Genomic DNA, 14998 nt, shown 5'->3' on the forward strand with positions numbered 1-14998 from the left:
TATTTAACAACTGATGTAAAAATCAGCGCTCGACAGCCTCGGCTATTTAGCAGTAGGATGTCGGCAACCCATATTCTAGAGAGTTGTAGCCGTAGGATGTCGCATGGAAGAACGTAAAGTGTTAGTTGCTGGTGGTAATTTATTGCAGGCCCATACATGGAAAGGTTTATTGGAGGCCTGTGGCATTCATGTTGAACTCAGAGGTGAAGCGTTATTAGGCGGCATTGGTGAACTCCCTACTGGGATGCAAAACGTCGAGTTATGGGTAGGTGAGTCCCAATACGCGTCGGCACAAGTTCAATTGAATGCGTTGGATGTTGAAAGTCCGCAATGGCAGTGTGTGCAATGCCATGAGACTAATGAAGGCAGTTTTGAGCTTTGCTGGCAATGTAGCTCAGAGCGCAGCGAAAGCCACAACTAGCCTTTCACTGGCAACTTTCTCAGCTTTGCGGTGAGGCTGAAAGATTGCGTCTGCAGGATGAGAAGATTACACTTTGCTGATAAGCTGACATTCATTATGTCATTCAATATCTTATCTAGGAGTTAGTGATGCAGCATCCCAATGCATTTTCCGCCCTTGTTGACGCTATTCTGCCTAATATCACCGAAGTGACAATCGAAGCTTATCAGGCCGATGACCGCTGGCACCTTGTTGATGTGCGTGAGGATCGTGAGTGGCTGCAAGATCATTTACCCCAAGCGAAACATTTAAGCCGGGGTATTTTAGAGCGTGATATCGAAGCGCGTTTCCCCGATAAAAATACACCCATATTACTCTACTGCGCGGGTGGTGCGCGCTCCGCCTTGGCTGCCCATAATCTGCAACTTATGGGTTACACCCACGTTGCATCTATGATTGGTGGCTATAAGGGCTGGGTACAGCGTCAACTGCCTGTCGTGCAGGACTAAGCGTTCAGGATCTCATCTAATGCAATATTTTCCCTTGTTTGTCGATACGGTTAATTTGAATGTTCTACTGGTGGGCGCGGGGGATGTGGCGAGCCGTAAGTTAGCACTGCTGACACGTACTGAAGCCAATATCCACGTGGTAGCGCCAGAGGTGAACCCTGAAGTGCAACGTTATGCAGATGCTGGCCGCATTTTGTTATCCCAGCGTGAAGTCGTCCATGCCGACATTCAAAATTATGATTTGGTGTATTTAGCTACGGCAAACGACAGTCTTAATGCCGAGTTAGCGACCTTAGCTACTGCACGTGGTATCTGGGTTAATGCTGTTGATAATCCAGCCTTTTGCCGTTTTATCACTCCTTCTATTGTGGATCGAGGTCGTTTAGTGGTCGCGATCAGCACTGCGGGCGCAGCACCGGTATTTGCACGCACGATTCGCTCGCGTTTAGAATCTAGCCTACCGCAGTCACTCAAACCGTTATTCGATTTTGTCGCCGATAGACGCGTCGAAGTACAAGATAAGCTCGATTCAACCTCGAAACGCCGCTTATTTTGGGAGCGTTTTTTCGATACCAATGGCGACCGTTTTGATAGTCGTACCACCGAGCATTACCATAATGCGTTTAATAACTTAGTCAGCCGCGGCGAAATCCTTTTGTTGGATGATGCAACGTCTGTGGACTTATTGCCGCTCGCCGCCATGCCATTATTACAGCGCCTCGATTGGATATACAGCCAAGGGGATTTGAGCGTCGAACTCGCTGAACTTGTTCGCCGCGACGCAGATCGTGGTTTTTTACCCGCTTTCAGTGAATTGAGTCAACAGTATGAGTTGGGTACGCGTATGCTACTGGTAGCGGATACGCAAAAAATCAGCTTGTTGAAAGCCCATTTCCCCATGGCTAAACATCTGCGACCCGGAGCGATTTAATTTCTTACCGATTCAGCCTTGGGTTCGATTTAACCTTCTGTTCGATTGCACGTTTTGTTCGATTTCATGGGCGTACCCTATTGTTCGTTTGAGCTAATGCCGAGTCTCAGGTAGACTCGGCAGCCTTATTTTAGGATTTCGCTGTTTCAGGATTTCACTCTGCATTTAGGATGACTATGGCCCTCAAGGCGACCGTGTTTAAAGTCAATTTACAGATAGCCGATATGGATCGGAATTATTACCAAGACCATCAATTGACGCTTGCACAGCATCCTTCCGAAACCGATGGCCGCATGATGGTGCGTTTACTCGCGTTTATTGTGAATGCCAGCGAAACCTTAAGTTTTAGTAAAGGTCTGTGCGTCGATGACGAGCCAGAGCTATGGGACAAAACCCTATCCGGTGAAATTGAGTTGTGGGTTGAGTTTGGTCAGGCCGATGAAAAATGGCTGCGAAAGGCCAGCGGCCGTGCCAAAGTCGTGCAGCTCTTTACCTATGGTGGCCGCAGTGTACCGATTTGGTGGAAACAGAATCAGCAGGCGTTAGAGCGTTATCAGAATTTAAAAGTGTGGAATATTGCCGAAGAGTCCGTCACGGCGATGGAAGCCTTTGTTGGGCGTAATATGGCATTGCAAGTTTCGATTAGTGAAGGCCAAATTTGGTTATCGGATAATGAAACCAGCGTGTTGATTGAGCCTGAAATTCTCAAAGATATTGAATAACATGTTTTGTAAAAAAAGAGCCTGCAATTGCAGGCTCTTTCCGTTTATCACTTTTAAGTATCAGTAAGAGTATCGATTTTGATTTATTTGAAGCTCAGTTCCCAGCTATCGATATAACCTGCATCACCACGGCCACTGTCTACGGCTTTTAACTTCCATACGCCGTTCGAATTTGCACCTGTCATATCTGCGGTATAGCTCTTGTTGATATTGTCTGCACCAAGACCTGTGTTGTTATGCAGGGTGACCGTTTTTCCTGAAGGGCTGATCAGCTGCACTTTTAAGTCACCAATGTAAGGGTGGACTATGTTCACGACTGCAGTCACAGTACCTGAATCACCTGTGCGAGTAACCGTGATTGGGCTAGTGATCCCCGCCGCTTTGTTATCAGGAATATTATAGTTATCAGTATTGGTATAGCTCGTTGGCGTACCACCGTCATTAGACGCTGTGTAGTTCGCCGTTAACGACACACCAGTGAAAGCCGAATCGCCTTTTACCATGGCATAGTAAGTGCCTGATTGTACGTTGGTGATTGGACAAGACTCACTATTGCCACTTTTATACGGACGGCAATCGTAATTAGTGGTGGTTGGCGCCGCGCCATATTGCACATACAAGTCCGCATCACCTGTGCCACCGTTCATCACAAAGCCTAGGTTAGTTGCACCTGCTGGAACTTCAAATGAAAAATGTAATTCTTCACCTGTTGCGCCTGCTAAACCTGTTTTCGCCACACCGTTCACGAGAACACTATCGCCCGGTTCGGTTGGATCGACAGGACCCGTTGGACCAGTACAAGATGCGTCTAGGAATGCTTTTGCTGCAACTGCATTAACTAAACCATAGCCATAGTAGTTGTCACGACCCGCAGTACCAAGATCTTCGGCGGTCATTTTCAATGCGTTACGGACTTGAGCCGCACTACATTCTGGGTGGTAGCTCCACACTAAGGTCGCAACACCTGACACATGCGGTGTCGCCATTGATGTACCGTTGTAGTACTCGTAATCTTTATTGCCTTGGTTGCTGACAGTGACTGTGGCGCCCAGTTGATTGCGCAATGCTAAACCTGTTGCACGATCAACAGATACAGAAACCATATTGATTTCGTTGTTAGCATCGACAAGGAAGGGGTTTTGTAAGCCGGGTAATGCCGCGTTACTGTAAACAATCGTCGCACTGGCACCCGCATTCTTACAGGCTTTAGCTGCGTTAATTTCAGGGTAGCTAGTGCCTTGATTACCAACACGTTCCACTAAACAAATCTTATTGGTCATGTTGCCGCAGTTGAAGCTTGTGCCGCTAACGGTACATTCTGCCAAAGTTGCAGTGCTGGTACCGTTAAATGGTGCGGGGACATAGCTGCCACCAGAGGATATCAGGCGATTGTGCGGCACGACACCTGAGTCAAAGTAAGACTGACTGCCGATAGTGATATCGGCTAAACGGCCTTCGCCACGGGTAACAGTCGATAGAACGGCTTCACCAGGGCCTGATATTTCCACTTGGTTAGTGTATTGGGAGAATGCTGAGTGGTCTTTATGGTTATCCACAGAGGCGACAGACATGACGCCATCATAGGATGCTGGGTAGCTGTGAGTGCTATTCCCATCGTTACCCGCAGCAGCAATCAGGAGAACACCATTATTATAGTGGGCAGCCAGAGCGTTACGCTCAGTGGTACTAGAACCTGAACCACCTAAACTCATAGTGACAACATTGGCGCCGTTGGTGACACAAGTGTCTACGGCAGCGACTAAGGATGAAGAGTAGCCCCAGCCAGATTCATTAAACACTTTGATCACATGAATATTGGCATTTTGATTTGGCATAACGCCGATCACGCCATCATTGTTGGCAATCGCCGCAATCGTCCCCGCAACGTGGGTACCGTGGGCGTTATTATTGCCCGGCTCAAACCAGTTACCCGTGCCTGAGTTATTGGTCCCTGTGACATTGTTGCCACCTAAGTCGCTGTGACTACGGTCGTAGCCTGAGTCGATAATACAAATAGTGCGGTTACCCGCTTGGCTATCGCTTAGCTGGGTTGCTCCCACAAAAGTTTGGCCCCAAGGCGTACTTTCACTTAGAAAGCGGCGTGGCATATCTTCTTCGACATATTCCACATCAGCACGGGTTTTTAAGGCATTGATCCCTTTGGCATCGAGTTTCACCGAGTAGCTGTTACTGCGGCCGATACGCTTCATTTCCTTCGCTTGTACTTTATTTAATGCGGTATGTTGGGCACTGATTTCAGCCATTTGTGGCTGATAATTCATTGTGGTTGGTAGCGTATCTGTTGTCGCGTCATTGAGTGACTGCAGATCACTCGTTGATTGCACACTATTGGCTGACATGATGGCCGCGGCATCAGTGTTTTTAAACTTCACAATGTAACGCTTTGGCAGTGGGGAGGTTTGTGCTTGTAATGCTGCGGCAAAACCTGGGGCTTGTGGTGCTGCTTGTACACCGGCTGAGATCGCAATAGCTAAGCTTGAAAGGCTTAACGCTATTTTAGTGGTTCTGTTGATTGTCATGTTCTTCTTCCATGGTCAATTTAGTGTTAATCATTATTATTTTATGTTTCATAAGAATAACTACGACTCAGATGCTACTCGGTTAGTGAATTTATCTGCGACCACAGTATTTGTAAATGATTTGTTAACAGTATGGCGGTTGGTAAGTATTTAGATTTAATAGGCATTTATAGTGCATATAAATTCAAATTGTAACGAGTTGTAACCAAATTCTATTAAAATATTTGTTTTTTTATGTGATAAACGTGAATAAGTGAATGCGAATTTACGACTTCATATACGGGTTTTTGATTGATTTTGCTGTTAGCAATGCATTGAAATTTATATATATATTTTTTTGTAATTAAAAATAACAAAAACAAACTTTAAGTTTTCATCATAATGATAAGATTTTCTCAAGTGATTGATTATGCGAAATTGTTGCAAAAGACTGTCAATAGGGTGGCAGTTGCCAATGGATTGACGACGGCTAATATCTCGGTCAGTTTGAAATAACTGGATTGCAACATTGTACTTTAAAGTACGTTGGTAAGACGTTTAGCTATTTGGGCTTTATGTACCGTGTTACTAAGTATTTTTGAATATCAATATTTTGCATAGGTAATCTTAGGTATTTTGAGATCCACAATCGTCCGTTATAGCACTGCTCTATTATTTGTTTGTTATGGCTAATAAGTTCATTTAATCGTTATAAGACTTCTGAAAGTGATAAAACGGTGGATGAATATCACTGCTTAGGGCATAGCAAAAAAATTAAATTTCCAAGCTTATGATACAGATGATTCCGTAACAAATAGATTAATGTGTTGAGCACAACTTTTTGCGTATTGAGAGCCATATTTTATTTATGGATAAGGAAGGTTAAGTATTGTATGGCCACTTCAGTTTCCATCGTTTCAGGATGATACTCGTGGTGAACGTTAATAATTTTTTTGATCCAATGCAGGTAGTTTTTTCAGTTCTAATCTCTAATCCTGCATACGCATTTATTCTTGAATTAGGTGTAGAAACGGGTTTTTTATATTCATGATATCCGATTTTTTATACTGTTTATTTGCGCTAAATTAATGACTTTGATCAAGTTTCAAAGGAAAAAATAAAAATACTAGTGCACCTGTGCCATCCTTACATTCGATTAACATTTATGACAAATAACTTATGTTTTACAGCTTGAAACAATAGGTTTGGAACCCGCACATGCGCGTTTTGTCGGATGTTATATTTTAGGAAGCTGATAACTAATATGTAGTTAAAAATACGCATTTTTACTGGCCTTAAAGACTGCATAGGTCTCATGGGATAAACGCGTATGAGTACTTTACAAGATGTCTGCTTGCTATTTTACTCTTCAAACTTGAAAGGAAATCATATGCGACATAAAAATGTGTTTAGCCTGTTTTTGGTCGGAACGCTCTTTATCTGCGGTGACACTTTAGCAGCAGGTGGCGGAGGCGTGCTGGTAGACCCTGGTGCCATGGAAGGTAAGCATTTCGATCCCAAAGGTAAAATGCCGTCGACGTTTACGGTCGAACTGCAGAATGGCCTACGCAAGACCCTGCCTTTTGAAGATAAGCGTGATTTCGAGGAAGCCAAGAAGGGCTTCATTGTCGCGCCATCCTATAAGCAAATTATGGCCGAGGCTGGCAACGTGGCTTGGGATATGGGTAGTTACGAATACCTACTGCAGGGTAAGGATTTCGATAGCATCCACCCTTCGTTGCAACGCCAGGCCATCTTGAACATGGCTTATGGCCTTTATGAGGTGGTTCCGGGCAAGATTTATCAGGTCCGTGGTTTCGATCTTGCCAACATCAGTTTTATCAAGGGCGACACGGGTTGGATCGTGTTTGATCCGCTGACAGCGAAGGAAACTGCCGCAGCAGCGTTGAAGTTAATCAACGAAAAACTCGGTCCTCGGCCAGTAGTCGCGGTGATCTATTCGCACTCACATCTGGACCATTACGGTGGTGTACGCGGTGTAATTGACGAGGCTGATGTCAAGAGTGGCAAGGTGCAAGTGATCGCGCCGAGTGGCTTTATGGAACATGCTGTTTCCGAGAACGTTTACGCAGGCAATGCAATGATCCGCCGTTCATTCTTTCAATACGGCGTGCTACTTCCACGTAGCCCGTTTGGTCATGTTGATCAATCAATTGGGAAAAATACCGCTTCGGGTAATACAGGTCTAATTCAACCGTCACGCTATATAGAAAAAGACTTCGAGACGCTGACCGTCGATGGGGTCATTATGGAGTTCCAAAGTACTCCTGGCACCGAAGCGCCTGCTGAAATGAATACTTGGTTCCCGCAGCTAAAAGCGTTTTGGGCTGCAGAGAACATCACCGGTACCATACACAATATTTACACCCTGCGTGGCGCATTAGTGCGTGATGCACTGGCTTGGTCCAAGCACATCAATGTGGCACTGTATCGTTACGGTATTGAGGCCGAATACATGTTCGCTGCACATAGTTGGCCACGTTGGGGTAACGGACGCATACAGGAAATAATGCGCACCCAGCGTGATGCTTATGGTCACCTTAACAACAACGTACTGCACCATGCGAACAAAGGTGTGACGATAAACGAAATCCACAACGTCTATAAACAACCTAAGAGCCTGCAAGTACAGTGGGCGGCCCATAGCTACCACGGTTCTATCGAGCATAACAGCCGTGCTGTGATGAACAGGTACCTTGGTTACTGGGATGCAAACCCCGCGACTCTGATGCCGCTTTCACCCAGAGAATCAGCACCGCTTTATGTCGAGATGATGGGTGGCGCTAAGAAGATAATGACTAAGGGTAAGCAACTGCAGGATCAGGGCAAGTATTTCGAAGCTGTTGAGATCCTCAATAAATTAGTCTATGCCGAACCTGAGAATGTTTCTGCCAAAGACTTGTTGGCAGATGTCTATGAGCAGATAGGCTATCAGAAGGAAAGCCCGAGCGTGCGTAACAGCTTCCTGGCTGCAGCCTATGAACTGCGCCATGGTCTGCCAAGTGGTGTACCACCCAAATCTAGCGGTCCGGATACCATTCGCGGTATGACCACCGAGCTTTGGTTGAATTTTATGGGTATCAGCATGGATAGCACCAAAGTGGAGGGAGTCAAGGCAGTCATTAATCTGATCACGCCTGATAATGGTGAGATGTTTATCGTTGAGCTAAGCAATTCAACACTGACGAACATCAAGGGACAGTTGGCTAAGAATCCGGATCTGACTATTAGAGTCAACCGTGTAGACCTAGAAACCGTTATGGGGGGGGAAAGCAACATTTGACCAGTTGATTAAGGAAGGTAAAGCTAAGCTTGAAGGTGACCGCAAGCCGTTTGATTTGCTGCGGAGTTCTTTGGTTAGATTTACTCCTAGTTTTGAACTATTGCCTGGTACCAAGGCCGTTAAACCTCATCAAGATCTTGTTAAAGACCCGTTTGAAGTTCAAGAGCCCGGTAATACTTCGGGGGGCTAATGCGTCTTTTCTCTCATCCTTTTGCAAGAATGTAGAGCGTTGAGGTTCACTTCCCCTGCTTACAATAGGTTGCAGCGGTGTCAATACGCCAGTGCTGCAACCTTAAGGTGATTTATTTTTGTGCCAACTGCAGGTTAACGACATCTTTTTGTGTTTTTAAATCTGCCACTCATTTTTAGGATGGATTATGTGTCTCTTCAAAAATGATTGTGGGTAGGTGCTTACTTATTTACCTCTGCTTAATTTCGATATTCTATTTAGACAATAAAAAAGCGCCCTAGGGCGCTTTTAGCCGTAAAACCTTGAATGACTAGAGCGAGGTGAGAGTACTAAAGTGATTTATTCTTACTTCCCCACACTAGAGCCAATTTGATGGTTTTGAATTACTTAGCGGGCGTTTTTTGCGCTTCAACTAAGGTGGAATAGCCGCCACCATTATAGGTTTGGGTGTATCCGGCAGCGACTAAGGCTTCGGTCGCAATACTGCTACGACGACCGCTGCGGCAATACAAGACGACGGGAGCATCTTTGGCGATGCCACGCTTAGCAAACTCCTCTGTCACTTGCTCAAAGGGAATATTGACCGCATTCGCTAAATGACCTTCGGCAAATTCTTCAGGCGTTCTAACATCGAGCACCATAGCGCCTGCGGCAATTTTATCCCATGCGATTGCAGGATCTTGGTCGGCGGCGCTGGCTATCATGGGCATTAGCAGCAGTGGCATGAGTACCAGTGATTGTAAGCTTAATAGGGCTAAGCGCATTAGGCTTTGGCCACGGGTTACGAGGTTGTGGGTCACTTTATCTCTCCTTGACGGCTTTTTGGCACGCTTGTATTAGGCCAAGCGTGTACTTGCTCACCTAACTCTTATCTCTTATTTTAACTCTTAAGCAGTGACTGTATGTGGCTTAGCTTTGTTTAGCAATTTCAGCCTCTGATTTTACACCCAATTTTCGTAAAACCATGGCGGCAGGGCAAAAACCGGTAAAAGCACTTTGGAATAGGTTAGCGCCAACAAATGCGGTTAACCACAGAAAGTTGTGGTGCACATAGGCGGTTAACACCAGTGACAGTAACACCATCAATCCGGCAAAAGCCATAATACTGCGTTCTAATGACATACCTTACTCCTTGAAGCCATCTTGGTGATGGCCTTTGTTGTGGTTAGTTTTGTGTTTGTGTTTGTGTTTGTGTTTGTGTTTGTATCTGAACAGTATTCATACGGTTTTTCATGGCCGTGTAGTACAGCACTGGGATGACAACTAACGTCAGTATGGTCGAGATAAAAATACCAAAGATCAGACTGATCGCTAAGCCATTGAAAATCGGATCATCAAGAATAAACAATGCCCCTATCATGGCTGCAAATGCAGTCAGCATGATAGGTTTAGCTCGCACGGCACCAGAGTGGATCACTGCCCGCTCAAAGGGCACGCCGGATGCGGTTTCTTGATTAATAAAATCGACCAATAATATCGAGTTACGCACAATAATCCCCGCCAGCGCTATCATGCCTATCATGGACGTCGCGGTGAATTGTGCTCCGAGCAGGGCATGTCCAGGCATTACGCCAATCACAGTCAGTGGAATTGGCGCCATGATGATAAGCGGCACCAGATACGATCTAAACTGCGCGACCACCAATAAATAAATCGCAATCATACCGACCGCATAGGCGATACCCATGTCTCTAAAGGTTTCGTAGGTGATCTTCCATTCGCCATCCCAGAGCACGGCGACTGAGTCTAACCCTGTGGGTTGGTGAATATAATGCTGATCAAACCCTAAGCCATCGACGCCATCGATTTTGCCCGCCATATCGAACATGCCGTAGAGCGGGCTGTCCAGTGGTCCCGACATATCGGCGACGACCATGATCATAGGGATCATATTCTTATGGATAATCGGTGCATCGATTTTGCCGCGTTTGATGGTTACCAGCTCAGACACAGGCACGGATTGCCCCGTTTGGCTCAGTAACTTCATATTCAGCACTTGATCTAAATCGACTTTCGCGCCTTCGTTTAATTGCAGGCGGATCGGTATCGGTTGTTTTTGCTGGGCTTGATGTAAATAACTCACATCTTTGCCGCCAACGGAGGTGGCAATCAAGTCGACAATATTGCTGTAGGGCACGGCCATCAGGCTGGCTTTACTGCGGTCGATCATCACTTGCCATTTTTGCTGGGCAGCGGGCAAGAAAATATCGATATCGACCACATCTTTGGTTTCATGGAACAGCGCCTGCATCTCGTAAGCGGCTTGCTCGCGAATAGCGGGACTTGGGCCATACACTTCTGCAACCAGCGGCGACCACACTGGCGGCCCTGGTGGCACTTCAACCACTTTGATATTGGCTTGATATTGCTCGCCAATTTGCTGCAGTTCGTCTCGCACCGATACCGCTATGCTGTGGCTGTCGCGCTTGCGGTGTTTCTTATCCACTAGGTTCACTTGGATGTCGCCAAGCTCTTGGCTGTGACGCAGGAAATAGTGGCGCACTAAGCCGTTAAAGTTCATTGGCGCGTTAGTGCCCGCATACAATTGCAGATGCTCGACCTCAGGGACGGTTGTTAGATAGCGACTCAAATCCTGCAATACTCTTTGTGTTTGCTCTACGGGAGTGCCTTCTGGCATGTCCACCATCACTTGAAACTCGGACTTATTATCGAAGGGCAGCATTTTCAGCACCACGAGCTGACCCACAGGGAGCGCGACGGCGATGCCGATTAACACAAATACGCCGGCAGCCAGTCCCACTCTTGCCTTACGGGCATTTTTACCCAGCAGGAAAGGACCAATTAAGTGAGTAAAGAGGCGCACCATCTTAGTTTCAGCTTCATCCTCGTGCGAGGCTTGGGCAGTATCGTGTTGGTCATTATGTTTCAGCAGTTTACGACTGAGCCAAGGAGTGACCACAAATGCCACAACGAGGGAAATTAACATGCCCATACTGGCGTTGATGGGGATCGGGCTCATATAAGGCCCCATTAAGCCCGATACAAAAGCCATCGGCAGCAAGGCTGCGATAACAGTAAATGTCGCCAGAATCGTCGGGCCACCGACTTCATCGACCGCCACTGGGATAAGCTCGCTGAAGGACTTTTTGCCGAGCGCCATATGCCGGTGGATGTTTTCTACTACGACTATGGCATCGTCGACCAAGATGCCGATGGAGAAAATCAAGGCGAACAAGGACACGCGGTTTAAGGTAAATCCCCACGCCCAAGAGGCGAAAAGGGTGATCGCTAGCGTGATAATAATGGCCACGCCCACGACTAAGGATTCGCGTGCGCCCATGGTTAAAAATACCAGCACGACTACAGCGCTGGTGGCAAAAATCAGTTTTAAAATAAGGGTGTTAGATTTATCCGCCGCGGTTTCGCCATAGTTACGTGACACTGTGATTTCGACATTTGCCGGGATCAACACATTGTCGACCTTAGCTATCCGCTCAATCACACTGTCGGCGATGTCGACGGCATTTTGGCCTGCTTGTTTACCAATTGCGATTGTGACAGCGGGATAAATGTCGGTTTTATCTGCGTGCCAAACGCTCTGTTTAGGGATATCACTTTTTAAGCTGATTTCAGCAATATCCGCCAAATAAATCGGAATATTTTTGCCTTGTTTATCTTGATAGACACTGACGACTAATTGCTTGAGATCGTCGATGGATTGTAAAAACTGCCCAGCCTGAACTTTAATCTCTTGATTGCCTTGCACTAAGGATGCAGGCATAGAGACCATATTATTGTCATTCAGGCTTTGTCTTAACTTATCGTAGGTCAGATTAAAGCTGTTCATCTTGGCGGGATCGATACGTATGTTGGCCACCATATCGTGCTGGCCAACGGTATCTATTTCGCGAGTGCCGGGAATACGCTTAATTTCGGTTTCTAATCCAAGGGCGACATGGGTTAGCTGCTCAGCCGACACTTGCCTGTCCTTAGACCACAAGGTCAAACTGACAATGGGCACATCATCGATGCCGCGGGGTTTAATTAGCGGATCGCCCACGCCAGCGCCCCTTGGCAATTTATCCATATTGGAATAAATCTGGTTGTATAGGCTGACGATGGCATCATTGCGCCCGACGCCGACCTTAAAGATGACGATGATCAGCGCGCCATCGGGTTGGGAGAACGAGTACAGAGTATCTATGCCTTTGATTTCGGAGATCACTTGTTCTGCTGGCAGAGTGACTAAGTTTTCAACTTCCGTGGGTGTCGCGCCGGGAAAAGGGATAAACACATCGGCAAAGGTGACATCAATTTGTGGCTCTTCTTCTTTTGGCGTGACCAAAATAGCGAATAAGCCAAGTAAGAGCCCAAGAAGTGCTAATAGTGGCGTGATGGCGCTATTTTGAAAGGCAGCGGCAATTCGTCCGGAAATCCCAAGTGTGGTTTGTGGTACTGGGGCATGTTTCATAAAACAACCTCGACAAAGCTTAAGTCGCTAGGGAATTATTGCTTCTTGCTGAGCAACACTTGGTAGGCATCAACGGCCACTTTGTCACCCGACTTAAGGCCCGCAAGCACTTCTACCTCGCCATCTAAGGGCTCAGTGATACGGACTTGGGTCAGCACAAAGGCTTCGCCTTGTTTAAGGTAAACACTGCTCAGTTCGTTCATTGTGAGTAGTGCAGAGGCGGGCAGTTGGATTTTTTCCCGATCGCCATTTTTAAAGGAAGCTTTTGCCCAAGTACCGGGTTGAAGATTGGCTTCATTTTCTGGCAGATTAATTCGCACTTGATAACTGTGGCTGACAGGATCGGCGAAACTGAAAATCGTGAGGTCAGTTGAGGTGAACTCGCGCCCATCACTTAAACGGACGAGAAATTCGGGGGAATTTTTAAGTTGGTTAATGTAACGCTGTGGCACTTGGGTAATGGCGCGCATTTGACTCGCGGAAAACCCTGAAAGTAGTGCTTGTCCTGGGCTTACGGTTTCGCCAAGTTCGACAAAACGCTCAGTGACTATGCCACTAAAAGGCGCTGAAACGACAGTGTATTTTAAGGATTCGTTGGCTTTGATGACACGGGCTTGTGCTGCACTGACGGCTTGTTCTGTTGCTTTAGCATTGGCGGTGGCTTCATCCATCGCGCCCTTAGAAATCGCGCCTTGGGGAAATAGCTCTTTATAACGTTTGTATTGTGCCTGAGCTTCGACATTTAAAGCCTTCGCTTTGGCTAGATCAGCCTCAAAGCTTGCCAGTTCAGCGCCTTGCTCTTTACTGGTAATTTCCAGTAGGGCGGCTCCTTCGGGGACGACATCGTTAACATCGTAGTTGAGTTTGACAATACGGCCAGAGGTTTGCGCCGATACCGTCGCCGCTTTTACTGCTTCAATGGTGGCGTCTAAGGTGACCCAATTCGGATAGGGTTTATTTAAGACTTCGATGGTTTCGACTGAGGCTGCCTGAGCTTGAGTACTGGAAAGTGCCAGCAGTAAGAAAAAAGCACGAGAAATTGATGTCATAACTTATATCACCCCAGATGTAATTTATGAGAAAATTCTAATGGAGTTGTTTTCAATAGGCAATTAATATTTATTAGAAAAATTTAATGTAGTGTTTTTACCTAATTTAGGAATAAGGAATAAGGCCTATAGCGCCTTATTCCTTATGCTTCAGAGCTTCAAATTAAGCCTAAAATTTAGTCATTTAAATAATAGGTTAGTGTGGAAACTATGCGAATTTGTTTAATGTAAGGCGTGCTGCTATCGCGGTCTGAAATGGTGAACTGGCCTTGACTCGCACTTTTAATTTTTCCGAGGCGAGAATCCGAATCCTTAGCAAATTTTTCAGCCACTTCGCGGGCATTTTGAGTCGCTTCTTGCACCATGACAGGTTTGACTGAGTTGAGGTCGGTAAACAGAAATTCAGTGCGATTATCATAATCCTGGCTGGCAATCGCTATACCTTCTTTTACTAAGTTAATCATTTGCTTACGGGTGTTTAGCATAAGATCAATCTGTGGGGTATAAACCGATAGGTTCACTTTTGCCGAGTAACGGTATCTGACGTTGGGATCGACATAACCTTGGGCTTGGCGATCTTCAATTGAGGGCAAAGAGACAGTAATTTCGCTGTCGCTAAAGCCTTGTTCCTTTAAAAACGCCACAACACGATCGGTTTTTTGCTGAACCGTCTCGTAGAGTTTAGGCAGATTGTTATCGACCTCAGTGAAATTGATTGGCCAAATTGCCACATTGGCTTTGACTTCTTTTTCCGCTAAGCCCTTTACCGTGACAGTGCGTTCCATGGCTTTCATTTGCAATAGTGCTGAGCTTGCTGTCTGGCCTACATAAACAAGTCCAGCGCAAAGGAAACCACCTAACAGTAGGGCAGGAATGATGTTACTTTTTTCCATAAAAAGAATCTCTTGATTAGATGAACTTAGTCTACGATACCGAATAAAC

At 46.1% G+C, this 14998-nt stretch carries 11 protein-coding genes; 5 read left to right on the plus strand and 6 right to left on the minus strand.

Annotated elements, in window-relative coordinates; all coding sequences use genetic code 11:
• Positions 1-103 precede the first annotated feature (103 nt).
• The 4 genes from GWI56_RS09530 to GWI56_RS09545 all read left to right on the plus strand — a co-directional run bounded on the left by GWI56_RS09530 (position 104) and on the right by GWI56_RS09545 (position 2562).
• A complete protein-coding gene (locus GWI56_RS09530; RefSeq protein WP_028761071.1) occupies positions 104-421 on the plus strand; it encodes a DUF2007 domain-containing protein in 318 nt (105 codons plus the stop codon).
• A 128-nt stretch (positions 422-549) separates the two neighbouring features.
• A complete protein-coding gene (locus tag GWI56_RS09535) occupies positions 550-909 on the plus strand; it encodes a rhodanese-like domain-containing protein (protein ID WP_131523169.1) in 360 nt (119 codons plus the stop codon).
• A 19-nt stretch (positions 910-928) separates the two neighbouring features.
• A complete protein-coding gene (locus tag GWI56_RS09540) occupies positions 929-1840 on the plus strand; it encodes a bifunctional precorrin-2 dehydrogenase/sirohydrochlorin ferrochelatase (RefSeq protein WP_168824282.1) in 912 nt (303 codons plus the stop codon).
• A gap of 176 nt (positions 1841-2016) precedes the next feature.
• Complete coding sequence (locus tag GWI56_RS09545; protein WP_028761068.1) at positions 2017-2562, plus strand: YaeQ family protein; 546 nt, start codon at positions 2017-2019, stop codon at positions 2560-2562.
• 83 nt (positions 2563-2645) lie between these two features.
• Here the strand turns inward: GWI56_RS09545 and GWI56_RS09550 are convergent, their stop codons facing one another.
• Positions 2646-5102: a S8 family serine peptidase gene (locus tag GWI56_RS09550; protein ID WP_198572757.1), complete on the minus strand. Its 2457-nt coding sequence runs from the start codon at positions 5100-5102 to the stop codon at positions 2646-2648.
• 1369 nt (positions 5103-6471) lie between these two features.
• On the opposite strand from GWI56_RS09550, the gene GWI56_RS09555 reads away from it, so the two are divergent.
• Positions 6472-8385, plus strand: a complete 1914-nt coding sequence (locus GWI56_RS09555; RefSeq protein ID WP_198572758.1) for an alkyl sulfatase dimerization domain-containing protein — start codon at positions 6472-6474, stop codon at positions 8383-8385.
• Positions 8386-8958: 573 nt separating this feature from the next.
• On the opposite strand, the gene GWI56_RS09560 is transcribed toward GWI56_RS09555, so the two are convergent.
• From GWI56_RS09560 to GWI56_RS09580, 5 genes are all read right to left on the minus strand, one after another.
• A complete protein-coding gene (locus GWI56_RS09560; protein WP_198572759.1) occupies positions 8959-9375 on the minus strand; it encodes a rhodanese-like domain-containing protein in 417 nt (138 codons plus the stop codon).
• 109 nt (positions 9376-9484) lie between these two features.
• On the minus strand, positions 9485-9697 hold the full coding sequence (locus GWI56_RS09565) for a DUF2892 domain-containing protein (protein ID WP_105252075.1): 213 nt from the start codon (positions 9695-9697) through the stop codon (positions 9485-9487).
• A 43-nt stretch (positions 9698-9740) separates the two neighbouring features.
• On the minus strand, positions 9741-13007 hold the full coding sequence (locus tag GWI56_RS09570; RefSeq protein WP_198572760.1) for an efflux RND transporter permease subunit: 3267 nt from the start codon (positions 13005-13007) through the stop codon (positions 9741-9743).
• A 35-nt stretch (positions 13008-13042) separates the two neighbouring features.
• Positions 13043-14056 (minus strand): efflux RND transporter periplasmic adaptor subunit, encoded by a 1014-nt coding sequence (locus GWI56_RS09575; RefSeq protein WP_198572761.1) that lies wholly within the window; start codon positions 14054-14056, stop codon positions 13043-13045.
• 176 nt (positions 14057-14232) lie between these two features.
• Positions 14233-14949 (minus strand): SIMPL domain-containing protein, encoded by a 717-nt coding sequence (locus GWI56_RS09580; protein ID WP_131525290.1) that lies wholly within the window; start codon positions 14947-14949, stop codon positions 14233-14235.
• Positions 14950-14998 lie beyond the last annotated feature (49 nt).

Origin of the sequence: Shewanella sp. DW31 (genome assembly GCF_015767295.1) — a bacterium.
GTDB lineage: Bacteria > Pseudomonadota > Gammaproteobacteria > Enterobacterales > Shewanellaceae > Shewanella > Shewanella oncorhynchi.